19 protein-coding genes are annotated in these 22,089 nt (G+C 71.9%); 9 read left to right on the top strand and 10 right to left on the bottom strand.

Translation table 11 applies throughout. The features are described from left to right. A partial coding sequence (locus D7X12_RS22505) for a potassium channel family protein (RefSeq protein ID WP_208719218.1) occupies positions 1-691 on the top strand: 691 nt, incomplete at its 5' end. A gap of 95 nt (positions 692-786) precedes the next feature. Beyond that, on the top strand, positions 787-1,446 hold the full coding sequence (locus tag D7X12_RS22500) for a hypothetical protein (protein ID WP_120627339.1): 660 nt from the start codon (positions 787-789) through the stop codon (positions 1,444-1,446). Positions 1,447-1,462: 16 nt separating this feature from the next. On the opposite strand, the gene D7X12_RS22495 is transcribed toward D7X12_RS22500, so the two are convergent. Genes D7X12_RS22495 through D7X12_RS22485 form a run of 3 tightly spaced genes read right to left on the bottom strand, consistent with a single transcriptional unit; the run spans position 1,463 to position 6,604 of the window. Next, positions 1,463-3,976 carry an amino acid kinase family protein gene (locus tag D7X12_RS22495; RefSeq protein ID WP_158620100.1) on the bottom strand — a complete coding sequence of 838 codons (2,514 nt, stop codon included), beginning with the start codon at positions 3,974-3,976 and terminating at the stop codon, positions 1,463-1,465. Continuing rightward, a complete protein-coding gene (locus tag D7X12_RS22490; RefSeq protein ID WP_244224719.1) occupies positions 3,973-5,289 on the bottom strand; it encodes a homoserine O-acetyltransferase family protein in 1,317 nt (438 codons plus the stop codon). The genes D7X12_RS22495 and D7X12_RS22490 overlap by 4 nt, the downstream gene beginning before the upstream one ends. A gap of 25 nt (positions 5,290-5,314) precedes the next feature. Beyond that, positions 5,315-6,604: an O-acetylhomoserine aminocarboxypropyltransferase/cysteine synthase family protein gene (locus D7X12_RS22485; protein ID WP_120627336.1), complete on the bottom strand. Its 1,290-nt coding sequence runs from the start codon at positions 6,602-6,604 to the stop codon at positions 5,315-5,317. A gap of 400 nt (positions 6,605-7,004) precedes the next feature. Here D7X12_RS22485 and D7X12_RS22480 point away from each other — a divergent pair, with 400 nt between their 5' ends. After that, positions 7,005-7,943 carry an alpha/beta hydrolase family protein gene (locus tag D7X12_RS22480; protein WP_120627335.1) on the top strand — a complete coding sequence of 313 codons (939 nt, stop codon included), beginning with the start codon at positions 7,005-7,007 and terminating at the stop codon, positions 7,941-7,943. Between the two features lie 7 nt (positions 7,944-7,950). On the opposite strand, the gene D7X12_RS22475 is transcribed toward D7X12_RS22480, so the two are convergent. Then, the gene (locus D7X12_RS22475; RefSeq protein ID WP_120627334.1) at positions 7,951-8,577 is read right to left on the bottom strand and encodes a glutathione S-transferase family protein; all 627 of its coding nucleotides are present in this window, start codon (positions 8,575-8,577) and stop codon (positions 7,951-7,953) included. 81 nt (positions 8,578-8,658) lie between these two features. Continuing rightward, positions 8,659-9,603: an alpha/beta hydrolase gene (locus tag D7X12_RS22470; protein WP_120627333.1), complete on the bottom strand. Its 945-nt coding sequence runs from the start codon at positions 9,601-9,603 to the stop codon at positions 8,659-8,661. A gap of 87 nt (positions 9,604-9,690) precedes the next feature. On the opposite strand from D7X12_RS22470, the gene D7X12_RS22465 reads away from it, so the two are divergent. Next, positions 9,691-10,878, top strand: a complete 1,188-nt coding sequence (locus D7X12_RS22465) for a cytochrome P450 (RefSeq protein ID WP_120627332.1) — start codon at positions 9,691-9,693, stop codon at positions 10,876-10,878. A gap of 43 nt (positions 10,879-10,921) precedes the next feature. On the opposite strand, the gene D7X12_RS22460 is transcribed toward D7X12_RS22465, so the two are convergent. The 5 genes from D7X12_RS22460 to D7X12_RS22440 form a co-directional block, all read right to left on the bottom strand. After that, the gene (locus D7X12_RS22460) at positions 10,922-11,770 is read right to left on the bottom strand and encodes an aldose epimerase family protein (RefSeq protein WP_120627331.1); all 849 of its coding nucleotides are present in this window, start codon (positions 11,768-11,770) and stop codon (positions 10,922-10,924) included. Between the two features lie 4 nt (positions 11,771-11,774). After that, positions 11,775-13,430: an L-glutamate gamma-semialdehyde dehydrogenase gene (pruA, locus tag D7X12_RS22455; protein ID WP_120627330.1), complete on the bottom strand. Its 1,656-nt coding sequence runs from the start codon at positions 13,428-13,430 to the stop codon at positions 11,775-11,777. Between the two features lie 154 nt (positions 13,431-13,584). Continuing rightward, positions 13,585-13,989, bottom strand: a complete 405-nt coding sequence (locus D7X12_RS22450; RefSeq protein ID WP_120627329.1) for a response regulator — start codon at positions 13,987-13,989, stop codon at positions 13,585-13,587. Positions 13,990-14,135: 146 nt separating this feature from the next. Then, positions 14,136-14,441: a hypothetical protein gene (locus D7X12_RS22445; protein WP_147443773.1), complete on the bottom strand. Its 306-nt coding sequence runs from the start codon at positions 14,439-14,441 to the stop codon at positions 14,136-14,138. Positions 14,442-14,524: 83 nt separating this feature from the next. Continuing rightward, complete coding sequence (locus D7X12_RS22440) at positions 14,525-15,187, bottom strand: S1 family peptidase (protein WP_120627327.1); 663 nt, start codon at positions 15,185-15,187, stop codon at positions 14,525-14,527. Between the two features lie 352 nt (positions 15,188-15,539). Here D7X12_RS22440 and D7X12_RS22435 point away from each other — a divergent pair, with 352 nt between their 5' ends. The 5 genes from D7X12_RS22435 to D7X12_RS22415 all read left to right on the top strand — a co-directional run. Continuing rightward, positions 15,540-19,205 (top strand): protein kinase domain-containing protein, encoded by a 3,666-nt coding sequence (locus tag D7X12_RS22435; RefSeq protein WP_439329389.1) that lies wholly within the window; start codon positions 15,540-15,542, stop codon positions 19,203-19,205. A 28-nt stretch (positions 19,206-19,233) separates the two neighbouring features. Beyond that, positions 19,234-19,911 (top strand): 2-hydroxychromene-2-carboxylate isomerase, encoded by a 678-nt coding sequence (locus D7X12_RS22430; RefSeq protein WP_120627326.1) that lies wholly within the window; start codon positions 19,234-19,236, stop codon positions 19,909-19,911. After that, positions 19,908-20,567 (top strand): hypothetical protein, encoded by a 660-nt coding sequence (locus D7X12_RS22425; RefSeq protein WP_120627325.1) that lies wholly within the window; start codon positions 19,908-19,910, stop codon positions 20,565-20,567. The genes D7X12_RS22430 and D7X12_RS22425 overlap by 4 nt, the downstream gene beginning before the upstream one ends. Positions 20,568-20,636: 69 nt before the next feature. Continuing rightward, the gene (locus D7X12_RS22420) at positions 20,637-21,833 is read left to right on the top strand and encodes an acetyl-CoA C-acetyltransferase (protein ID WP_120627324.1); all 1,197 of its coding nucleotides are present in this window, start codon (positions 20,637-20,639) and stop codon (positions 21,831-21,833) included. A gap of 64 nt (positions 21,834-21,897) precedes the next feature. Next, positions 21,898-22,089: hypothetical protein (locus D7X12_RS22415; RefSeq protein ID WP_120627340.1), on the top strand; the 192-nt coding region annotated here is incomplete at its 3' end.

Genomic DNA, 22,089 nt, shown 5'->3' with positions numbered 1-22,089 from the left:
GGTGGGCTACCGCGTGGTGACGCAGCTGCGGGAGATGGGCAAGGACGTGGTGGTGGTGGAGAAGCGCGAAGACGCGGCGTTCGTGTCCGCGCTGCGCGATGAGAACGTGCCGCTGCTCATCGACGACACGCGCAGCCCGCTGTGCCTGCCGCGCACGCACGTGAAGAGGGCGTCCGCCATCGTCTGCGCGACGGACGACGACCTGGCGAACCTCAACATCGCGCTGGACGCGCGGCGGCTCAACCCGGGCATCCGCGTGGTCATCCGCCTGTTCGACGACGACCTGGGCGCGAAGGTGCGCGACACGTTCAAGGCGGAGGCCCTGTCCAGCTCCTCGCTGGCGGCGCCCGCGATGGCGCTGGCGGCGTTGGATCCGCGGCTCGTGCATTCCTTCCGCATCGGGAAGCACCTGATGGTGGTGTCGCTGTTCGTGGTGCGTGACGGCCTGCCGGGCCTGACGGTGTCCCAGGTGCGCGACCGCTTCGGCGGGCTGGCGCTGTCGCTCATCCGGGGCGCCGAGGAGACGCTGCACCCGAACGGAGAAGTGGTCTTCCAGGCGGGGGACCAGGTCACCATCCAGGCCTCCTATCCGGAGTACTGCGCCCTGCGCGTCTTCACCGGCGAGTCCGAGGCGCCGGCCTACGCGGACCACGACAACTTCCTCATGCCCGGGTACCGGCCCACGGGGTGACGCGGCCTCCGCGCGCGTGCACCGCCGGACCTCAGCGGCAGTCGTTGGCCTGGACCGTCCATTTGGAATACCCGATTCAGCGTATAGAGGCGTTCATGTCGACAGGGCGGCTGGCAGGTGGCGGGTTCCAGGCCGGTGTCCGGCGCTCGTTCGCGGTGGGCTCGGAGATGGCGTGGAGCGCCTGGGGCGAGGGGATGGGGCTGGCCCGTTGGGTGGGCGCCTACCGTCAGCCATTGGGCGAGGGCGAGCAGGCCTCACTTCCGGATGGCACGCGCGTCACGGTGGTTCGCCGTGTCCCGCCCCGGCAGCTGCGCCTGCGCCTGGAGCGCGACGAGTGGCCGAAGGCGCGCACCGTGCAGCTTCGCGTGCTGCCGTCGGTGCACGGCGTCATCGTGGCGCTGCACGCCGAGGGGCTGCGGGATGAGGCGGAGCGCGAGCAGTTTCTCGCCCAGTGGACGCATGCCCTGGAGGGCTGGGAAGCGTTCTCAGGGAGGGAGGTGACGGTGAGCCCGGCGAAGTCCCCGAAGGGCTCGTCCGTCGAGGACAAGGACACGCCCGCGAGTGAGCCTCCGGCCCTGGAGCCGGGGCTCGCCCGGCAGGTTCGCTCGGACCAGAAGAAGACCGGGACCGCGAAGAAGGCCGTGCCCGCCGCGAAGCGAGCCTCGCCCCTGAAGAAGGGAGCTGTCACGAAGCGGGCCCCATCGCAGAAGAAAGGGCCCGCCAAGAAGAAGGCCCCACCCCGGTCACGGAAGTAGGCCTGCGCGACCGCGCTCACCGCCCGCGCAGGCCCTGGGCAATCTTCAGGATGTCCGCGAGCACTCCGGCCGCCGTGACGGGGCCTCCCGCGCCCGCGCCCTGCACCAGCAGCGGGTAGTCCGCGTAGCGCTCGGTGGAGAAGGCCACGAACGCCTCCGAGCCGCGCAGCCGCGTCGCCGGGTGGTCCTTCGCCACGGCCACAGGCCCGACGCGCAACACCGGCCCGTCCTTCACCGCCGGGTCGATGCGCGCCAGGTAGCGCAGCACCTTGCCCTCCGCGCGCAGGCCTTCGATGCGCGAAGTGAACGTCTTGTCCAACTTCTCCAGTCCGGTGAGGAAGCGCTCCACGTCCTCCTCCTCCAGGTACTCGCGCGGCACGAACGGCTCCACCTCCACGTCCTCCATCGCCAGGTCCAGGCCCTGCTCCCTCGCGAGGATGAGCGCCTTGCGCGCCGCGTCCGTGCCGGCCAGGTCCTCGCGCGGGTGCGGCTCCGTGAAGCCCTTCTCGCGCGCGGTGCGCACCGCGCGCGACAGCGGCACGCCGTCCATCAACTGCTGACTCAAGTACCCCAACGTCCCGGAGAACGAGCCCTCCACCCCGTGTACCCGGTCCCCCGTGCGCACCAGGTCCTTCAGCGTCTGGATGACGGGCAGGCCCGCGCCCACCGTCGTCTCGTAGTGGTACGCGCGGTGGTTCAGGTGCGCGGTGCTCCGCAGCCGCTCCCACACCTCGCGCGGCTGCGTCAGCGGCTTCTTGTTCGCCGCCACCACGTGGATGCCCAGGCGGAAGGCCTCCAGGTACAGCGCCTCCATGCCGTCGGCCGCGGTGCAGTCCACCAGCACCGGCACCGGCAGCCGGCGCAGTGACTCCAGCAGCGCCTCCACCACGGGCGGGGACGCGCCCTCGGGCACCGCTTCAATGCGCTCTCGCCACTGATTGAGCGGGATGCCCTCCGGCGAGAAGAGCACCCGCCGGCTGTCCGCGAGCCCCACGAGATTGAGCTGGATGCCGTGCTCCTGCGCCAGCGTCTGCTGCAGCGTGCGCAATTGCTCCAGCAACTGGCTGCCCACCACGCCGTGGCCCAGCACCAGGAGGCTCACCTCCTCGTGGGCGAAGTGGAAGGCGGCGTGCACCGTGCGCACGGTCAGCGCCGTCTCCGCCCCGTCCACGATGAACGAGATGGAGCGCGCGCTGGCCGTCTGCGCGATGGCGCGCACGTTGATGCCCAGCGCGCCCAGCGGTTGGAACAGGCGTCCGGCCACGTTGGCGCCCTGGCCCATCGCCTCGGCCACCAGCGCCACCTGCGTCACCGGCGCGCGCAGCTGGGGCGGCTGCAACGCGCCCCGCTCCAGCTCCGGTGCCAGCTCACGCCGCAGCACCTCCTCCGCGCGGGCCGCCTGCGCGCGGCGCAGCACCACCGCCACCGAGCGTCCCGGCGACGACTGCGCCGCCATCCAGGCGTCGATGCCCGCCGCCTCCAGCGCCTGCAACGCACGAGGCCCCACCGGCCGCGCCGCCTCCTCCGTGCCTCCCTCCAGGCCCAGCAGCGCCAGGTCCTCCAGCGACACCACGCACGTGGGCACGCTGCCGTCGCCCGCGCCGCGCACGTCGATGAGGGTGCCGGGTGCGTCCGGCTGTTGCAGGTGGCGCACGCGCAGCGGGATGTCCGCGTCGCGCAGCGTGGACAGCGCGCGAGGGTGCAGCGTGGGCAGGCCCAGGTACACCAGCTCCAGCGCCTCCGTGTAGCTCAGGTGCGGCACCGGCCGCGCGTCCGCGACATGGAGCGGATCCGCAGTCATCACCCCGGGCACGTCCGTCCACAGCGTCAAGGGCGTGCCCAGCAGCACCGACAGCACCGCCGCCGTCTCGTCCGCGCCGTCGGGGCCCAGCGTCGTGGAGCGGCCGTCGAGCGCCACGCCCCGTCCACCCGCGTGCAGCGTGAGCCGTCCCTCCCACGTGGGTCGCAGCGTCGCCACCCGGGCGCGGGTCTGCTCCCGGTTCACGCGCGCCTGGCCGGGCTCGCCCTCCGTCACCGTCCAGTCCGCCGCGTCCACCTCCAGCGTCGGCACGCCGCGAGCCCCCAACAGCCGCGCCAGCAGCGCCGCCGTCAGCCGCTCCCCGGTGCCGCGCACCACGTCCTCCAGCGCCGGCCGCCGCTCGCGCACGAGGCTGGCCCCGTCCAACGCGCGCCGTGCCGGTTCCAGCAGCGACGCCAGCGTGCGCGTCCCCTCCGCCTCCACCGACGTGGAGCCCGGTGGCGCACCCAGCCGGCGCTCGGCCTCCTCCAGCATCAACAGGCCGCGCGCGAGCAGCCCGTCCAGCTCCTGCCGGGCCAGGGCGGAGTTGCCCTTCAACGCGATGGACAGCGCGGCCTCCAGTCCGGTGGAGAGCCACGGCGGCGAGGACACGATGGCGGCGCGCGTGCTGCCCGCGTCGCGGCGCGACAGGTGCGTGGCCACGGACGCGAGGCCCAGTGCGTTGTCGAGGAGGAATGGCGCGTAGCGGGTGATGCTCACGGGGGCGGTCATGAAGTCTTCCGGGCGCGGACGCCGGCAGGAGAGGGAATGCGGGCGCCTTCGCCCACGCCCGGAGGCAGGGCGAGCGCGCGGATCAACAGGGGCGCGAGCGCGTCCCATTCGATGAGGAAGCCGTCGTGGCCGTGCACGCTGCACAGGGCCGCGTATTCGGAGTGCAGGCCCTGCGCGCGGAGGCGCCGGGACAGCGTCACCATGTGCTCGGGCGGGAAGAGCTGGTCGCGGTCGATGCCGATGCTCAACGTGCTCGCGCGGATCCGGTCCAGGCCGGGGCCGCCGCGCGGCGTGGGCACGCGCGCCAGGTCGTGGTGGTCCATGGAGCCCAGCAGCGCCAGGTACGAGCGCGCATCGAAGCGCGCCTCCAGCTTCGCGCCCTGGTACTCCAGGTAGCTCTCCACCGGATACAGCGCGCGCGACGACCACGTCTGCGGGCGCCGCTGGAGCGCGTCCAGTCCGGCTTCCGCGCGGTAGGTGAGCGTCGCCAGCTGCCGCGCCAGCTCCAGGCCGCGCCGGGGGGACTCGGGGTACTCCGGGTCCAACAGGATGGCCTGCCGGGCCACGTGGTTCCAACCCACCACCCACGCGGACGCGGACTCCGCCGTGGCGATGGGCACCATGCGCTGGAATCGCTCCGGCGCGAGCGCCGCCAGGCACAGCACCACCATGCCGCCCAGCGAACCGCCGGTGACGAGCGCCACCTCCTCCACCCCCAACGCGTCCAGCGCGGCGAGGATGGAGCGCGCCTGGTCCCACGGCGTGATGGTGGCGGGCAGGCTCCGCTCGTCCAGGCGCAGGTCGCCCTTGGACAGCACCGGCGCGGGGCCGAAGCGGCTGTCGTCGGTGCGCTGGGGGAAGCCCTCGTCGGCGGGGCCGAACGTGCCGTAGCAGGAGCCCAGGTTGTTGAAGCACAGCAGGCGCACGCGTGACGGATCCAACGGCCGGCCCGGACCGATGACGGGCTCCCACCAGCCGCCTTCGCCCCCGGCGTGCATGTCGCCGGTGAGCGCGTGCACGAGCAGCACGGTGGGCACGGGCGTGGGCGCGCGGCGGGGACCGTTGCGGCGCGCGTCGGTGGCGGCGTCGCGCAGCTCGGAGGCGGAGCGCCGCACCACGCGGAGGCGGCTCGCGCGCGTCTCCTCCTCCGAGTACACGCGGGCGCGGGACTGCAACCACGCGAGGTCCTCCGGGGGCCCCCACCACCAGCCGCGCACGAGGTGGGGCGCCACGCGGGCCCCGGCCTCCAGCGGCAGGTCCGGCAGCGACAGGTCGAAGACGCGCGGGGTCTCCGAGCGCACGGGGAGGTCCACGGGATGCCTCACGGGTCGCATGGCGTCAGGCCGCGCTCAATGCCTGGTCCAGGTCGGCCAGGATGTCGTCCAGGTGCTCCAGGCCCACGGACAGGCGCACCAGGTCGTCGGTGACGCCCGTGCTGGCGCGCTCCTCCGGCGACAGCTGCTCGTGCGTCGTGGACGCGGGGTGGATGATGAGCGAGCGCGTGTCGCCGATGTTCGCGAGCAGGCTCCACAGCTTCACGCCGTCAATCACGCGGCGCCCCGCGGGCAGGCCGCCCTTCACGCCGAAGGTGACGAGCCCGCCGAAGCCGCCGCGCAGGTACTTCTTCGCGTTCGTGAAGGCCGGGTCGCCCTCCAGGCCCGGGTAGCGCACCCACTCCACCTTCTTGTGCTGCTGGAGCCACTTCGCCACCGCGAGCGCGTTCTGCGAGTGGCGCTCCAGCCGCAGCCGCAGCGTCTCCAGGCCCAGGATGAACGCGTGCGCGTTGAAGGGACTGAGCGCGGGGCCCAGGTCGCGCAGGCCCTCCAGCCGGGCCTTGAGGATGAAGGCGGCGGGACCGAAGGCCTCGCGCAGGCGCAGGCCGTGGTAGCCGGGGTTGGGCTCGGTCAGCTCCGGGAAGCGGCCGTTCTCCCAGGGGAAGTTGCCGCCATCCACGATGACGCCGCCAATGGAGGTGCCGTGGCCGCCGATGTACTTCGTCGCGCTGTGCAGCACGATGTGCGCGCCGTGGCGCAGCGGGTTGAAGAGGGCGGGGGACAGCGCGGTGTTGTCCACGAAGAGGGGCAGGCCCGCGTCGCGCGCGATGGCGCCAATCGCGTCGAAGTCCGGCACGTCCAGGCGCGGGTTGCCCAGGGACTCCAGGTAGAGCGCCTTCGTCTTCGGGCCAATGGCCTCGCGGAAGGCCTCCGGGCGGTTGGAGTCCACGAAGCGCGTGGTGATGCCCAGGCGGGGCAGCGTCACCTTGAAGAGGTTGTAGGTGCCGCCGTAGAGGCTGGCGCCGGAGACGATCTCATCCCCGGACTTGAGGATGTTGAGGATGCCCAACGTCTGCGCGGCCTGTCCGGAGGCGACCGCGAGCGCGCCCACGCCGCCTTCGAGCGCGGCGATGCGCTTCTCGAACACGTCCGTCGTGGGGTTCATGATGCGCGTGTAGATGTTGCCGAACTCCTTGAGGCCGAAGAGGGCGGCGGCGTGATCCGCGTCGCGGAAGCGGTAGCTCGTCGTCTGGTAGATGGGCACCGCGCGCGACCCGGTGGTGGGGTCGGGCGAGTAGCCGGCGTGCAGCGCGAGCGTGTCGAAGTGCAGCGGGCGGTCGTGGGGCGTGCTCATGGCAAGGGACTCCTGTTCGCGTCGCCAGCGAAGGCGCGCGTGAGGGCAAAGACAGACGGGTGGCTTCAGGACGTCAGGGAACGGTGGGAGGCGGAGGAGGACGGCTTCAGGTCACGGTGGGCGCTGCGACGCTCTTCTGCGGGGAAGCGAGAGCGGAGGCCCGGAACGACGAAGCCCACCAACCCTCGCGGGTGGGTGGGCTCCGGTGGCTCGCCAGGGGCAGGCTGTGCGTCAGCCGGCCGCGGCGGGCTTGGGCCCACCCGGAACAGGCATCGAACACATGCACATGGCGGAGGTGACGGACATTCTGCGAGAAGAAGTAGCGGTCGTGCCGCGCGCTGTCAAGCCACCCTCCCGGACGTCACCTGCCCGTAACGGCCTCCCATTGCGTATTCCCACCATGCCGACGCCTTCCCGACTGCTCGTGTTCCCAGGCCTGCTGGCCTGCCTTCTTCTGGGCGCCTGTTCCCGTCCCGCGCCACCCACCTCCGTGACGCTGCGCAAGACCTTCCGCACGGCCCTGAAGGAAGCGCCCGAGAATCGCGAGCCCGCGCCCACGCCGCCCGCGGACCTCTTCGAGGTCGTGCGCTATCCGGCGCCGCTGGGGAGCAACGTGGCCTACATCACGCCCGTGCGGGAAGGCGGCAAGCGTCCGGCGGTGGTGTGGATCCACGGCGGCTTCAACTGGGGGCTGGGTAACCTGGCGTGGGCGCCCGCGGGCCGCGACAACGACCAGAGCGCGCGGGCCTTCCGTGAAGCGGGTCTGGTGCTGATGCTGCCGTCGCTGCGCGGGTCGGACGACAACCCGGGTGAGCGCGAGTACTTCCTGGGCGAGGTGGATGACGTGGTCGCGGCCATCGACTTCGTGGCGCAGCGCAAGGACGTGGATCCGTCTCGCATCTACGTGGCCGGGCACAGCACGGGGGGCACGTTGGCGCTGATGGCCGCGGTGCTGTCACCCCGACTGAAGGGCGCGTATGCGTTCGGCCCCGTGGAGGATGTCTCCGTCTACGGTCACTACGTCCCGCTGTTGGGCCGCGTCACGGGTCCGGAGCTGTGGATGCGCAACCCCGTGAGCTTCGTGGAGCACCTGCGCGTGCCCACGCAAGTCATCGAGGGCGCGGCGAGGGGCAACACCGACGCATTCGAGCCGCTGCGCAAGGCGGCGAAGGGTGCGCCGCTGTCATTCCTGGAAGTGCCCGGTGCCACGCACTTCAGCGTGCTCGCGCCGGTAACGGAGCTGCTGGCGCGCAAGCTCATGGACGCGAAGGCGGACGCGCCCCCGGTGCGGCTCACGGACGCGGAGGTCCGTGAGGCCGTGAGCACCGATCAGCAATGACGCGGGCTCAACCCACCCGCGCGTTCGCGGGATACGGCGGCACCGCACCCTGGAAGCCCGGCTGCGCCTTCACGCGCTCAAGCCACGCGACCACGGCAGGGTAGGGCGTCAATTCCACACCGGCGTCCGGCGCGAGGTGCACGTACGCGAACAGGCCGATGTCCGCGACCGTGTAGCGCTCCTCCACCAGGAACGTGCGGGTGCGCAGGTGACGCTCCAGCACCTCCAGCGCACGCACGCCCCCGGAGACACGCTGTCGGAAGGCCTCCGGCTGCTGGGCCTCACGGCCGGTGAGCCGCCAGTAGCGCGCGGTGCCCAGGTTGGGCTCCACACCGTTCTGTTCGAAGAAGAGCCACTGGTGTACCTGCGCCCGCGCGAAGCGGTCCTCGGGCAGCAGGCGCGTGCCCTCCGCGAGGTACAGCAGGATGGCGTTGGACTCCGCGAGGAACCGGTTCGGCTCCGGCTCCAGCACCGGGATGCGGCCGTCCGGGTTCTTGTTCGCGTGGAAGTCGGCCGTGTGGCTCTCCCCCGCGAAGATGTCCACCGGCACCAGCTCATACGGGATGCCGAGCTGCGCGAGCAGCGTGCGGACCTTGTAGCCATTCGCTGAAGGCAGGAAGTCGTAGAGGCGCATGACACGACCCTACGGAACCCACTCCCGCAGCGCACTCCGCTTCTTGCGGTGCAGTCCACCGCAAGAAGCAGCGCGGACGAACTACGGCGCGGTGGTGGCCTGGTTCCAGACCTCCGCCACGCGGCCCACCTGGTCGAACGCGCAGTGCGCGGCGCCCGCGATGACGTTGTCATCCACCGGGAACTGGAGCCCCTTGAGGAAGTCCTCGGCGGTCCGGATGTCCGGGAGCAGCGGATCCAGGTCGCCGTACGTGAAGAAGAACTTCGTGGGGCCGCGCAGGGATGCCTGCGTCGCATCCCAGTCCATCTTGCCCGTCCACGGCTGCTCACCGCCGCAGCTCAGCGCGTAGATGCCCGGGTAGCGGTCGCCGTAGCGCGGCAGGAAGCTGGCGGTGAGCTGGATGGAGCCGCCTGACGAGCCTCCGAAGAGGATGGGTCCGTCCTGGATGTCCCAGCCCTTGCGCAGCGCCTCGATGACCGCCACCAGCGCCGCCGCGTTCTTGCCCTCCAGGTCGCGCGCCTCCACGGGCGCATCCCCTTTGCAGTCGGTGCGCGCGGGGTCCGTCCACCACGCGCACTTGTTCGGCGCGAGCGCCGCCACGTAGAGCGTGTTGTGGCCGTAGGTCCACCCGCCGATATCGAGCAGCGCGCGCGGGTTGCTCCCGGTGTAGGTCAGGGCGCCGTCGCCGTGCAGGTAGATGGCCAGCTTCATCGGCCCGGGCGCGATGCCGCCCTGGGGCTCGATGATCTTCATCTCCGTGTCGCCCACCTTCGCGACGCAGTACGACAGCGTGCCCGCGTCCGTCTTCACCGAGCCCGTGCTGGTGCAGCCCAGCTTGCCGGACCCCTGCGAACTGCCCGCGCCCGCGTCCACACCGGCATCCACGTCCGTGCCCGCGTCGGCACCGGCATCGGCGTTCGTCCCGGCATCGACGAAGGTGCCCGAGTCGGGCGTGACTTCGTCCGGATCGTCGGAGCACGCGGACAGACCCAGGGCGACAATGGCGGCGCGTACGAATCGGGACATGTGACTCGGGGGAAGGGGGAGGCAGCGCCTCTGTTCAGCCGCCAGTATACCGGGTATACAATTCCAGCCAGGAGAGGAAATTATTCCATGAGCGGACGCGTCAACCTGATGGCCCCGGAGGTCCGGGCGAATCCCTACCCCGTGTACGCGGAGCTGCGGCGCACGGCGCCGGTCTGTCAGGTGGAGCCGGGCGGCCTCTGGGCGCTCACGCGCTTCGAGGACGTGTCCGCGGCCTTCAAGAACCCGCAGGTGTTCTCGTCCGCGGGGGTGCGCACCACCACGGCGCCGCCCTGGCTGGGCCACAACCCGTTCTCCGAATCCATGATCGTCATGGATCCGCCGCACCACATGCGGCTGCGCACGTTGGTGAGCCGCGCGTGGACGCCCGCGGCGGTGAGCAGGATGGAGCCGCGCATCCGGAGCTTCGCGCAGCTGCTCGCGGAGCGCCTGCACCCGGAGCGCGAGGTGGACTTCGTGGACGCCTTCGCCATGCCGCTGCCCGCGAGCGTGATTGGCGAACTCTTCGCGTTGGATCCGCAGATGACCGCCCGCTACAAGCGCTGGTCGGTGGACCTGTCCAGCGTGTCCGGCACGACGGAGAAGGACACCCAGCGGCACGACTCCATCCGCGCCACGGTGCGCGAGATGGAGGACTACCTGTCCGCCGTGGTCGCCGAGCGCCGCCGCCATCCGCAAGAGGACATGGTGTCGGACCTCGTGCAGACGCGCGTGGATGGCGAGGCGCTCTCCGACGCGGAGCTGATGAGCTTCCTGTTCCTGCTCGTCGTCGCCGGCCTTGAGACCACCGTGCAGCTCGTCAGCCACTGCGTGCGGATGCTGATGGAGCACCCGCACCTCGTCACCCGGCTGCGGGAGAACCCGGCCCAGCTGCCGCGCTTCGTGGAGGAGGTGCTGCGCTTCGAGCCCTCCGTGCACGGGCTGGTGCGCGTCACCACGAAGGAGACGCAGGTGGGCGGCGTGGTGATTCCCGAGGGGGCGCGCGTGGCGCTGATGGTGGGCTCCGCGTGCCGCGACGGCGAGCGCTTCAAGGACCCGGACACCTTCGACATGGACCGCGAGGGCGTGAACAACTTCCCCTTCGGCCACGGCATCCACTTCTGCCTGGGCGCGCCCCTGGCCCGGCTGGAGGCGCGCGTGGGGCTGGAGGTGCTGCTGTCCCGCTTCACGCGCTTCACGCCCACGGGCCCGGTGAAGTGGAACACCTCCCTCACCGTGCGCGGCCCGCTGACGATGCCCCTCATCCCGCACGCCTGAGCGCGCGGGACGAGCCGCTTCAAGCCTCGATGGAGGCCGAGGCTCAAGCCTCGATGTCGAACGCGAGCGACACGCGCTCGCCGGGCTCCACGTGCAACAGCCCCTCGCCGGTGGCCAGCGCTCCGGCGGCGGCCGTCCACGGCTCCACGCAGACGAAGTCCTTGCCCTGCAGCGTCCACACGACGAGCAGGCGGAACTCCGGGCTCCACGACAGCTTCACCGGAGGCAGGCCGGGCCCGCGCTCCAGCTTCGTCCCGGGCGCCTTGTGGTCGCGCAGGTGCATGTCCACCTCCTGCGCGGTGAGGTCCAGGCCGGTGAAGGGCACCTCGTGCTTGTCGCGGTTGTCCCACGCGTGCGTGGCGTCCGTGTCCACGCGCGCCTGGACCTTGTTCGCCTGCGGCACGCGGAAGTACGGGTGGTAGCCCAGGTGCAGCGGCAGGGGCCGCGTGTCCCGGTTCTCCAGGTCGAAGTCCAGCGTGAGCCTGCGGCCCGCGAGGGAGAAGGTGAGCTGCGCGTCGAAGGCCCACGGATACTGGCGCAGCGTCTCCTCCGACGACGTGAGCCCCAGCACCAGCAGCGACTCTTCCGCCTGACGCACCGTCCACGGCAGCCGCCGCGCGAAGCCGTGCTGCGGCAGCGTGTACGCCTTGCGGTCCGCCGGATACGTGTCCCCGGGCAGGGGGCCGGCGATGGGGAACAGCACGGGGATGCCCCCGCGCACGTTCTTCGTGAGGTCCGCGACGGTGCCCTCGTCCAGGAAGAGCACCTCGTCACCCTCCACCACCATGCGCGTGACGAGCGCGCCGCGCGTGGGAATCACCTCCACGCGGCAGCCGCCATCCACCAGCGCATAGGTGTCCAGCCCCGCGATGCCCGGGAACGGTCCGCTCATGGGACTAGACGGCCCCTTCCTTGGGGTCGCTGTCCATGAAGGGGTAGGGCACCTTCACGGGCGGCGCGAAGTTCTCCTTGATGGTGCGCGGGCTCGACCAGCGGAACAGGTTGATCATCGACCCGGACTTGTCGTTGGTGCCGGACGCCCGGCTGCCGCCGAAGGGCTGCTGACCCACCACCGCGCCCGTGGGCTTGTCGTTGATGTAGAAGTTGCCCGCCGCGCTGCGCAGGCCGCTCATCATCGTCTCGATGGCCTTGCGGTCGCGCGCGAAGATGGCGCCGGTGAGCGCGTAGCTGGCGGACTGGTCGCACTCCTTCAGCGTCTCCTCGAACTTCGCGTCCGGGTAGACGTACACGCCCACGAGCGGCGCGAAGATCTCCTCCGTCATGATGCGGTGGCGCGGGTTGTTGCACTGCACCAGCGTGGGTTGCACGTACCAGCCCTCGCTGCGGTCCGTCCCGCCGCCCGCGATGATGGTGGCGTCGCCGCCCGTCTTCGCCAGCTCGATGTACGAGGACACCTTCTTGAACGAGCGCTCGTCGATGACGGCGCCCATGAAGTTCCGGAAGTCCGCCACGTCGCCCATCTTGATTTCACCGATGAGGGCCTTCAGCCGCTCCTTCAGCTGGGGCCACAGCGACTCCGGCACGTACACGCGGCTGGCCGCGGAGCACTTCTGGCCCTGGTACTCGTAGCCACCGCGCACGATGGCGACGGCGAGCGCCTCCAGGTCGTCCGCCGCGGACGGGTGCGCGAAGATGAAGTCCTTGCCGCCCGTCTCACCCACCAGCCGGGGGTACTGCTTGTAGCGGCCGATGTTCTCTCCCACCGTCTTCCACAGGCTGTTGAACGTGGGCGTGGAGCCGGTGAAGTGGATGCCGCCCAGGTGGGGGCTCGCCAGCACGGGGTTGCCCACGGTGGGGCCGTCGCCGGGCAGCATGTTGATGACGCCGTCGGGCAGGCCCGCCTCGCGCAAGAGCTCCAGGCTGTACCAGGCGCTGAGCATCTGCGTGGTGGACGGCTTCCACAGCACCACGTTGCCCATGATGGCGGGCGACACGCAGAGGTTGAGCGCGATGGACGTGAAGTTGAACGGCGCGACGGCGAACACGAACCCGTCCAGCGGCCGGTAGTCCGTCATGTTCCACGTCTGCGGGGAGTTCTCCGGCTGGATGGACAAAATCTGCTGCGCGAAGTGGACGTTGTAGCGCAGGAAGTCGACGAGCTCGCACGTCGCGTCGATCTCCGCCTGGTGCGCCGTCTTGGACTGGCCCAGCATGGAGGACGCGTTGAGCAGCGGGCGGTAGCGCGTGGCGAGCAGCTCCGCGGCGCGCAGGAAGATGGCCGCGCGTGCGTGGAAGGGCATCCGCGCCCAGTCCTCCTTCACGCTCATCGCGTTCTGGATGGCCTGCTCCACGTGGCCGGCCTCGGCCTCGTGCAGCGTGGCCAGCACGTGCTTGTGCCGGTGGGGCATGCGCACGGTGTCCGTCTTGCCGGAGTGCACGTGCTTGCCGCCGATGACGACCGGGATCTCCAACTGCTCCCCGCTCATGCGCTTGAGCGTGGCCTGCAGTTCGGCGCGCTCCGGGGTGCCGGGAGCGTGGGAGAGGACGGGCTCGTTCTTGGGAGCCGGGACGCGGGGAAAGGCGTTGAGCACGCGAGGACCTCGGGAGGAAGGTGGGCGCAAGGTATAGCCCTCCCGCCGCTCCAGGTCAGCGCAAGAAGAGGCCAGGAGCGTCCGCGCCGCGACACAGGCCGCGGCTTCAGCCCTCCCGAGCTTGCGGCGGGCTTGCGGCGAGCTTGCGGCCGGCTCAGCCCTCGCCCGCGGCCTTGGCCGTGTCGACCCGCGTGCGCTGCAGCACCGCATGCAGCTGCGCGATGAGGTACGGCGGCTTCACCGGCTTGACCAGGTACGCGTCCGGTCGGGGCTGCGCGGGGTCCAGGTCCGCGTCCGCGCGCGGCGGGTAGCCGCTGACGAACACCACGGGCAGGTGCACCAGGGACGGCTCGGCGCGCACGCGGCGGCACAGCTCGTACCCGTCGATGCCCTCCATGTTCACGTCCGACAGCAGCACGTCCGGCGGCTCCGCCAGCGCGTGCGCCAGCCCCGCCTCACCGTCCGGCGCCACCATGCAGTCGAACTCCCCGGACAACAGCAGCCGCAGCGTTTCGCGCATGGTCCAGGAGTTTTCGACGATGAGGACCTTGGGCTTCACGGTGCTTCGACTCCCGGGGGTGGGCCGCGAACAGCAGGGGGAACTGGCGCCCAGCATCCCCCCACCGTGCGCACCGGGCAAGAGGTCCCCAGCTACCCCGATCAATTCCAGAAAGCCTCCTACTCAAGGCTTTGCCGCCCAGGTCCCTATTCCTCCGGTGGCGGGTTCACGAGCCCGCGCCTGGAAACCTCGGAGTCCGCCTCTTCGTCGCCGCGCGCCTCCCGCTCGGGCGTGTCTTCGGCGAGCCACTCCTCGCCGCGCTCCACGCCTGCCTCCCAGGCCGTCTCGTCCACCGGGCCGGGGTTGATGGGCTCCCGGGCCGCGGCCTGGGCGCGCTCATGGCTCAGCTCCGCGGTGGCGCGATCCTGCGCGTCCTCCAACTGGCCCCGGTTGCGAGGTTGGAAGTTCTTGGTGGGCCGCGCCCCCGCGGCCCGGCAGTGACGGTGCGGCAAAGGCCGCCTGTCTGGCCGTCCCAGGAACGGGGGCGGGGACGCAGCGCCCGTGTCGCGCCGCGCCATGCCAGTGCCGCGTTGCTTCAGGGCCAGGCGGGCATGCTCCGCGCCAGCGACTCCGGCGCCTCCCGCGAGAGGCGCTGGACCTCCGGCGCGACGTCGGCGGTGGGCGCGGCGATGCTGCACCGCGCGCCGCCGTGCACGAGCCCCACCACGCGCATCCGGGCGTCCACCAGGGGCGCCCCGGAGTCTCCCGGGATGCCGTGCATGGTGGTGAAGAGCGCGGCGGGCACGTCCGGCAGCGAGGGGCAGCGGCCCAGCCGCTCCAGCCTCACCTGCTGCGGCTCGCCGGGGCGATCATGCCGGCCCGTGAAGACGAGCAGCTCTCCGGGCGCGGGCAGTGCTTCGGCCAGCTCCAGCGGGGCCACGGGCGCCTTCGCCTCCAGCTCCATCAGGGCCATGTCCCGGCCCCGGTCCACGAACACGTAGCGGCCCTCCAGCCGCCGTCCGTCCTCGAAGTTCGCGAACGCGTGTCCTTCGGTGGGCGCGACGCAGTGGGCCGCGGTGAGCACATGGCGGCCGGCACCCACCACCACGCCCGCGCAGTGCCCTTCGTCCAGCGTCACCGTCGCCGCCGAGGCCCGCTCGAGGCCCTGCGCTTCCCGGGGCCCGGACTCGCCACAGGCCAACCAGGCCGTGACGGCCACGAAGGCCACCGCCGCTCCGCCCCGCTTCCATGCACGCATGCCGTTTCCCCCTCTGAACGCGGGCCCTGGGGATCCGAGCCCCGGGCCCCCGGGCCTGGATGAAGGGTGTGCATGCGTCACCGTGCGTTGGTGGAGGCGGCTCCCCAGCAGGCGCTCGAGCAGCCGCTGGCTGTCTGGATCCATGGGAGCAGGGGGGATGGGGGCATTGACGCGGGGGACCCCACCCCAGGGGGCACCTGATCGGATGTCCCGGAGGCGGTACCCCTGAAACGTGCTATGGCTCACACTCGGGAATCCGGCGCCGGGCGCCGGCCTTTTGCGCGTGAGCGACGACGAGAAGACGACGGTCCTGGACGAACGCACCCGGCCTCCGAGCTCCTGGGGGGAGCGGGTGCGCACGCCCATCACGCTGCCGGGGACGGCGCTCGGGGATCGTCGCTCGCTGGAGCCGGGCCTCATCGTCACCGGGCGCTACCGCGTGGAGTCGCTGCTGGGCGAGGGCGGCATGGGCCGCATCTGGCTGGCGGACGACCTCCAGGAGCGCCGCCGCGTCGCGCTCAAGGAGATGCACGTCCCGGCGGAGCTGTCCGAGGCGAAGGTGGAGGAGCTGGTGCTGATGTTCCGGCACGAGTTCTTCGCCATGAAGAAGCTCCAGCACCCGTCCACGCTCAAGGTGTTCGACTGGGGCATGACGGAGGCCGGCAACCGCTTCATCACCATGGAGGTGGTGGGCGGCCACGACCTGAGCACGCTGGTGCGTGAGGCGCCGCTGGACACGCGCACGCTGTACCGGGTGTTGATACAGATGGCGCAGGTGCTGGCCTTCATCCACTCGCGCCTGTACGTGCACTGCGACATCAAGGCCAGCAACGTGCGCATCACCGAGTCCGGCGCGGTGAAGCTGATGGACTTCGGCGTGATGCACCAGCTGGGCACGCCCAGCCCCGGCAAGCTCAAGGGCACGCTGGAGTACCTGGCGCCGGAGTGGCAGCGGGGCGCGAGCATCGACGGGCGCGCGGACCTGTACTCGCTGGGCGTGATGGCCTGGTACCTGGCCACGCGCCGGCTGCCCTTCAAGCGCAGCAACCCCGCGGTGCTGCTGGCGGATCACCTCACGCGCCCGCCGCCGCGCCCCTCCACCCTCTGCCCGGTGGATCCGCAGCTGGAGGAGATCATCCTCCTGCTGATGGCGAAGGACCCCCGCGAGCGCTTCCAGGACGCGAGCGAGCTGCTGGAGGCGCTCTGCCACGCGAGCGGCGAGCCGTCCCCGGAGGAGCCGCTGTCGGCGCGCGCCAGCTACCTGCACGTGCCGGAGGTGGTGGGGCGCGAGTTGGAGCTCGAGGGGCTGATGAACGGCCTCGCGGAAGCGGACTGGGGCCAGTCGCGCGCGGTGCTCGTGGGCGGCCCCGCGGGCGTGGGCAAGACGCGGCTGCTCCAGGAGTTCGAGCTGCAGGCGAAGCTGGCGGAGCTGCCCTTCGGCCGGGGCCAGTGTCGCGCGGAGGGGCTGGCGCCGCTCGCCCCGGTGGCGCAGGCCCTGCGCTGCCTGATGCCGCACACGCCCGGCGAGCTGATGGACCGGCTGCTGCCCAGGCTGTCGCGCCTGCTGCCGGGGCTGACGCCCGAGACGTCCGAGGGCGAGGCCTCCGAAGAGGCCCTGCGCGAGGGCACGGAGGAGAAGGGCGGCTTCTTCGAGGCGCTGACGACGTGGATGCACAGCATCGGCGGGCGGCAGTCGTTCGTGCTGTGCTTCGAGGACTTGCAGTGGGCGGACAGCGCGTCGCTGGAGGCCCTCAACGTCATCATCCGCGCGCTGCACGGCACGCGCGGCATGGTGGTGGGCACGTTCCGCTCCGCGGAGCTGTCGCGCCTGAGCCTCGCGTTCCAGACGGTGGACGAGAAGCTCACCGCGCGCATGGACCTGGAGCCGCTGTCCGCCGAGAACGTGCGCACGCTGGTGGACCTGGTGCTGCCGGGGCTCTCCATGCCGGAGGGCTTCGTCCAGCGGCTGCATGAGACGACGGCCGGCAACGCCTTCTTCGCCACCGAGTGCCTGCGCATGCTGGTGGAGGCGGGCGCGCTCAACCGCGTGGGCGGACGGTGGCAGGCGGAGGACGGGCTGGGGACGCGGCGACTGCCGGACAGCATCCAGGAGGCGGTGCTGGTGCGGCTCGCGAGCGCGCCGCCGGAGCAGGTGACGCTCTTGCGCAAGCTCGCGCCCGCGGGCCGCATGCTGGACCTGCCGCTGGTGCGCGCGCTGGCGGGGCTGCCGGAGGCGGAGCTGTTCGCGGTGCTGGACGGCATCGTGGAGCGGCAGTTCCTCCAGGACGTGGAGGGCCGCTTCGTCTTCACGCACGACACCGTGCACCAGACCGTCTACGACAGCACGCCGGAGCCGGAGCGCAGGAAGCACCACGGGCTCGTGGCGCGCGCGCTCCAGGCCCTGCCCGCGGGCCGCGCGGGGCTGGTGCGCGCGGTGGGCTGGCACTACGCGCGCTCGGACGCGCCGCAGGAGGCCATCCAGCCGCTGCTGGCGGCGGGACAGGCGGCCATCGAGGCGGAGGCGCTGCTGGAGGCCACGCTCCTCTTGAAGGAGGCGGCGGCGCTCCTGGAGTCGGCGCCGGACTTCCCGGGGCGCTCGGATCAGCTCCTGCGCACGTGGGTGTCGCTGGTGGAGGTGGGCTACTCCAGCGACCCGCCGACGTCGGTGGCGTACGCGGAGCGCCTCTTCGCGCACTGGACGGCCACGGTGGACGTGGAGGCCGGGCAGCGTGAGGCGGCGGCGCGGCTGGAGTCGGCGCGAATGGCGACGCCCGCGGAGCGCGAGGAGCTGCTCTGCCCGCTGTTCCGCGAGGTGGCGGCGGACGGGCGCATGACGCCGGTGGACGTCTTCTGGAAGCGCTCGGAGCTGCAGATCCTCCAGGGCATGGCGCTGGCCATCCTGGGGCGCACGGAGGCGCTGGAGACGCTGATGGGGAGCGTGGCCGCCGAGCACCCCGAGGACTCGCCCTACCGGGCCGCGCTGTCCATCGCGCGCGCGACGCTGAGCGCGTACACCGGCCGCTGGTCGGGTGGGGTGGCCGAGCAGCGCCGGCAGGTGGAGCGGCTGCGCGACTTCCGCGACGCGGTGGGGCGTCCGCCCCGGCGGCTCGCGTGGGCGCTGGGCATGGGCGGCTACCTGCTCAACGTGAACCTGGCCCTGCGCGGCGAGCCGCTGGACGAGGCCATGCTGCGCGACGGGCTCGCGGTGGCGGAGGCCCACGGCTTCACCGACGTGCGCGCCTACCACCTCTTCGCGCAGGTGGCGCGCGCGGCCTTCACCGGCGACGGCGTCGCGTTCGCGTCCGCGCTCGCGCAGAAGACGGAACTCATCCGCCGGCTGGGCAGCCCCCGGCTGATGGAGCGCAACCTGGCCCTCTTCACGCCGCCGTACTACCTGGAGCGCGGAGAGCACGAGCTCGTCGCCGCGGTGGTGTCGCGCGCCGAGTCGCTGGCGCGGGTGCTGCCGGAGGACCGCTGGCTGCAGGCGCACGTGCAGGTGTACCAGGCGTGCCGCGACGTGCTCTTCGAGGACGCGTCCGCCGCGCGCGAGTCGCTGCCCCGCGCGCTGGAGGCCTCGCGCCGGGGGGGGCTGCGCATGGAGACGCTGGTGCGCGTGTACCAGTCGCGCTTCGAGCGCGAGCAGGGCCGGCTGCCCGCGGCGCTCGCCGCCGCCCAGGCCGCCCTGGAGCGCGCGTTGGATCCGCTGCTCGCCAACCCCTGGGATGAAATCCTGGCCCGCCGCGCGCTGGCGCCGCTGGTGTCCCAGGAGGAAGGGGATGCGCACCTGCGCCACGCGCTCCTCCTGGCGGAGGCCACCGGCAACGTGCTGCAGATGGGGCTCGTGTACCTGCAACACGCGGAGCGGCACGGCACGCCGGAGCAGGTGATGCTGGAGCTGGAGATCGCCGAGCGGGCCTTCGGCACCGCGAAGGCCACCTACCTGCAGCAGCTGGCCAGCTCCCTGCGCGGCCCGCTGTCGCGCCAGTTGGCTGCCGGCGCCGTGAAGCGGAGCGCCTGACGGGCGCGGGCGTGGGTAGGATGGCCCCATGGCCTCCTCCCCCCTGCGCTTCTGCCTGGACTACCTGTCGCCCTACGCGTACCTCGCCTGGCTCCGGATGCCCGCCATCGCGGCGCGCCACGGGCGCACGCTGGAGCCCGTGCCGGTGCTGCTCGCGGGCCTGCTCAACGCGGTGGGCTCCGTGGGGCCCGCGGAGATTCCGGCCAAGCGCGTCTACGTCTTCAAGCAGACCTTCCGCATCGCGCACGAGCAGGGCGCCCCCTTCGCCCCGCCGCCCTCGCACCCGTTCAACCCGCTCTTGTCCCTGCGGGTGACGGCCGCGGTGGACGACGTGGAGGCCCGCACGCGCCTGGTCACCGCGCTCTACACCGCGGCGTGGGGCGAAGGCCGGGGCGTCGAGACGCCGGAGCAGGTGGGCGCGGTGCTGACGGCGGCGGGCTTCGACGCCCCGGCCCTGCTCGCGGCGGCGGCCACGCCCGAGGTGAAGGGGCGCGTGCGGCGCAACACCGAGGAGGCGCTGGCCCAGGGCACCTTCGGCGTGCCCTCCGTGCTGGTGGACGGGGAGATGTTCTGGGGCGTGGACTCGCTGGGCCACCTGGAGCGCTTCCTGGAAGGCCGCGATCCGCTCACCCCGGCCGACCTGGCGCGCTGGCAGCACCTGCCCGCCACCGCGACGCGCGGCCAGGACCGGAAGCCGCTGCCGTGAGCGTCCTCGGGCAGCTGGGGGTCGTCCTCGGGGGCCTGGCGCTGGCCGTCGTGCTGCTGCGGCTCAACTTCTGGCGGGCGCTGCTCTTCCTCTTCCCCGGCTCTGTCCGCATCGAGCCGGAGGCCCCCGCGGACCAGATGGACCTGCCGGACGCGCTCGCCCCCCTCGCCGGCCAGCTCCAGGCGCTGGGCTTCACCCCCCTGGGCAGCCACGAGGAGAAGCCGCTGCTCCAGCGGGCCACCCGCTCCTACGACTGGGCCCACCTCGGCGAGCGTGTCTTCGCCACGCTCCACCTGGGGACCGACGACCTGCCCCGCCTCTACCTGCTCACCCCCCTGGTCTCTGGCGACTCCGGGGGCTTCGTCGTCACCGCCAGCTACCGGCGCCCCGCGCTGGACCTGCCCGGCTACCGCTCCGGTTCACTGGAGGACGCTTCGCCGGAGCGCCTGCTGCGAGCGCATGTGCGCAGACTGGAGGGGTTGAGCCCCGGGGCCGCCAGCGACTTCACCTGGGAGGGCCGGGTCCAGGCCGGGCGGGCCTGGTACCAGGGCCTGGGCCGCAAGGAAATCCGCCGTCAGAACCTCCAGGGGTTGTTGTGGACGGCCATCGCGCTTGCCATCGTCGCCAGCTCCTTCCTGGGCAGGCGCGCGGGCTGAGCGCCACCCCGCTGTTTCCACCTCACGTCACGCGTGCACCGGGCGCCCCGGAAGAGTAGGGAGACGAGCATGAAGAGCGTATCCAAGACCGAGGAAATCTACTTCCTGTCCGGCAAGCGCACCCCGTTCGGTACCTACGGTGGCAGCCTCAAGGACCTGAGCGCCACCGACCTGGCCGTGGAGTCCGCCCGCGCGGCCCTCGCCCAGGCGAAGGTGTCTCCCGAACAGATTGAGCACGTGGTGTACGGCAACGTCGTCCAGACGAGCTCGGACGCCATCTACCTGCCGCGTCACGTGGGCCTGCGCACGGGCGTGCCCGTCCCGGTGGGCGCGCTGGGCGTCAACCGGCTGTGTGGCTCCGGCTTCCAGGCCTTCGTCACCGCCGCGGAGATGATGCTGACAGGCGGCGCGGAGTGCGTGCTCGCCGGCGGCACGGAGTCCATGAGCCAGGCGCCCCACGTCATCCGCGGCGCGCGCTGGGGCCTGCCGCTGGGCAAGGGCGGCCTGGAGGACATGCTCTGGACGGCCCTGACGGACAGCTACACCGGGCAGGCCATGGCCCTCACCGCCGAGCAGCTCGCGGTGGACTACGGCCTCACCCAGGACGACGTGGACCAGTACGCCGTGCTCACCCAGAAGCGCTTCGCCGCGGCCCAGGAGGCCGGCCGGCTGGGGGACGAAATCTCCCCGGTGACGCTCAAGGGCAAGAAGGGCGACACGGTGGTGTCCCGGGACGAGCACAACCGCCCGGAGACCACGGTGGAGGGGCTGCGCAAGCTGCCCAAGGTCTTCAAGAAGGACGGCGTGGTGCACGCGGGCGCGGCGAGCGGCATCTGCGACGGCGCGGGCTCCATGGTGATGGCCACGCGCAGCTTCGTGGAGAAGCACGGCCTCAAGCCGGTGGCCCGGCTGGTGAACTGGGGCGTGGCCGGGTGTGACCCGAAGGTGATGGGCATCGGCCCGGCGCCGGCCATCCGCAACCTGCTGAAGCGCGCGGAGGCGAAGCTGTCCGACGTGGACCTCTTCGAGGTGAACGAGGCCTTCGCGCCCCAGTACCTCGCCGTGGAGAAGGAGCTGGGGCTGCCACGCGACGCCACCAACGTCAACGGCGGCGCCATCGCCGTGGGCCACCCGCTGGGGGCGTCCGGGGCGCGCATCACCATGACGCTCACCTACGAGCTCAAGCGTCGGGGCGCTCGCTATGGTATCGGCTCTGCCTGCATTGGTGGCGGCCAGGGCATCGCCGTGCTGGTCGAGGCGCTCTAGGTCGTCATCCGATTCGGGGCTGGGGACGGGGTGTGGGGCAGACGACTTCCAGACGGGACGTGAGATGAGCAACGAGGTGGACGCGAAGACGGCCCGCGAGCGGGCCAAGGCCATCGCCGAGCAGCGCCGCGCCGAGCGCCGCAACCGCAAGCGCCGCTGCGTGGTGTGTGGCGTGGAGGAGAGCGACAAGACGCCCCTGACGGCCCATCCCGAAGGCATCGGTCCCGCCTGCAAGGACGAGGTGACGTGTCAGGCC

The sequence above is a fragment of the Corallococcus sicarius genome, assembly GCF_003611735.1.
GTDB lineage: Bacteria > Myxococcota > Myxococcia > Myxococcales > Myxococcaceae > Corallococcus > Corallococcus sicarius.
This window is presented reverse-complemented; position numbering and strand designations above follow the sequence as displayed.

Excerpts from the sequence above, each read along its gene's own strand:
- D7X12_RS22485 (WP_120627336.1), bottom strand. The coding sequence starts at position 6,604 with ATGAGCACGCCCCACGACCGCCCGCTGCACTTCGACACGCTCGCGCTG.
- D7X12_RS22460 (WP_120627331.1), bottom strand. The coding sequence starts at position 11,770 with ATGAGCGGACCGTTCCCGGGCATCGCGGGGCTGGACACCTATGCGCTG.
- D7X12_RS22430 (WP_120627326.1), top strand. The coding sequence starts at position 19,234 with ATGGCCTCCTCCCCCCTGCGCTTCTGCCTGGACTACCTGTCGCCCTAC.
- D7X12_RS22470 (WP_120627333.1), bottom strand. The coding sequence starts at position 9,603 with ATGTCCCGATTCGTACGCGCCGCCATTGTCGCCCTGGGTCTGTCCGCG.
- D7X12_RS22440 (WP_120627327.1), bottom strand. The coding sequence starts at position 15,187 with ATGCGTGCATGGAAGCGGGGCGGAGCGGCGGTGGCCTTCGTGGCCGTC.
- D7X12_RS22495 (WP_158620100.1), bottom strand. The coding sequence starts at position 3,976 with ATGACCGCCCCCGTGAGCATCACCCGCTACGCGCCATTCCTCCTCGAC.
- D7X12_RS22500 (WP_120627339.1), top strand. The coding sequence starts at position 787 with ATGTCGACAGGGCGGCTGGCAGGTGGCGGGTTCCAGGCCGGTGTCCGG.
- D7X12_RS22475 (WP_120627334.1), bottom strand. The coding sequence starts at position 8,577 with ATGCGCCTCTACGACTTCCTGCCTTCAGCGAATGGCTACAAGGTCCGC.
- D7X12_RS22480 (WP_120627335.1), top strand. The coding sequence starts at position 7,005 with ATGCCGACGCCTTCCCGACTGCTCGTGTTCCCAGGCCTGCTGGCCTGC.
- D7X12_RS22420 (WP_120627324.1), top strand. The coding sequence starts at position 20,637 with ATGAAGAGCGTATCCAAGACCGAGGAAATCTACTTCCTGTCCGGCAAG.
- D7X12_RS22465 (WP_120627332.1), top strand. The coding sequence starts at position 9,691 with ATGAGCGGACGCGTCAACCTGATGGCCCCGGAGGTCCGGGCGAATCCC.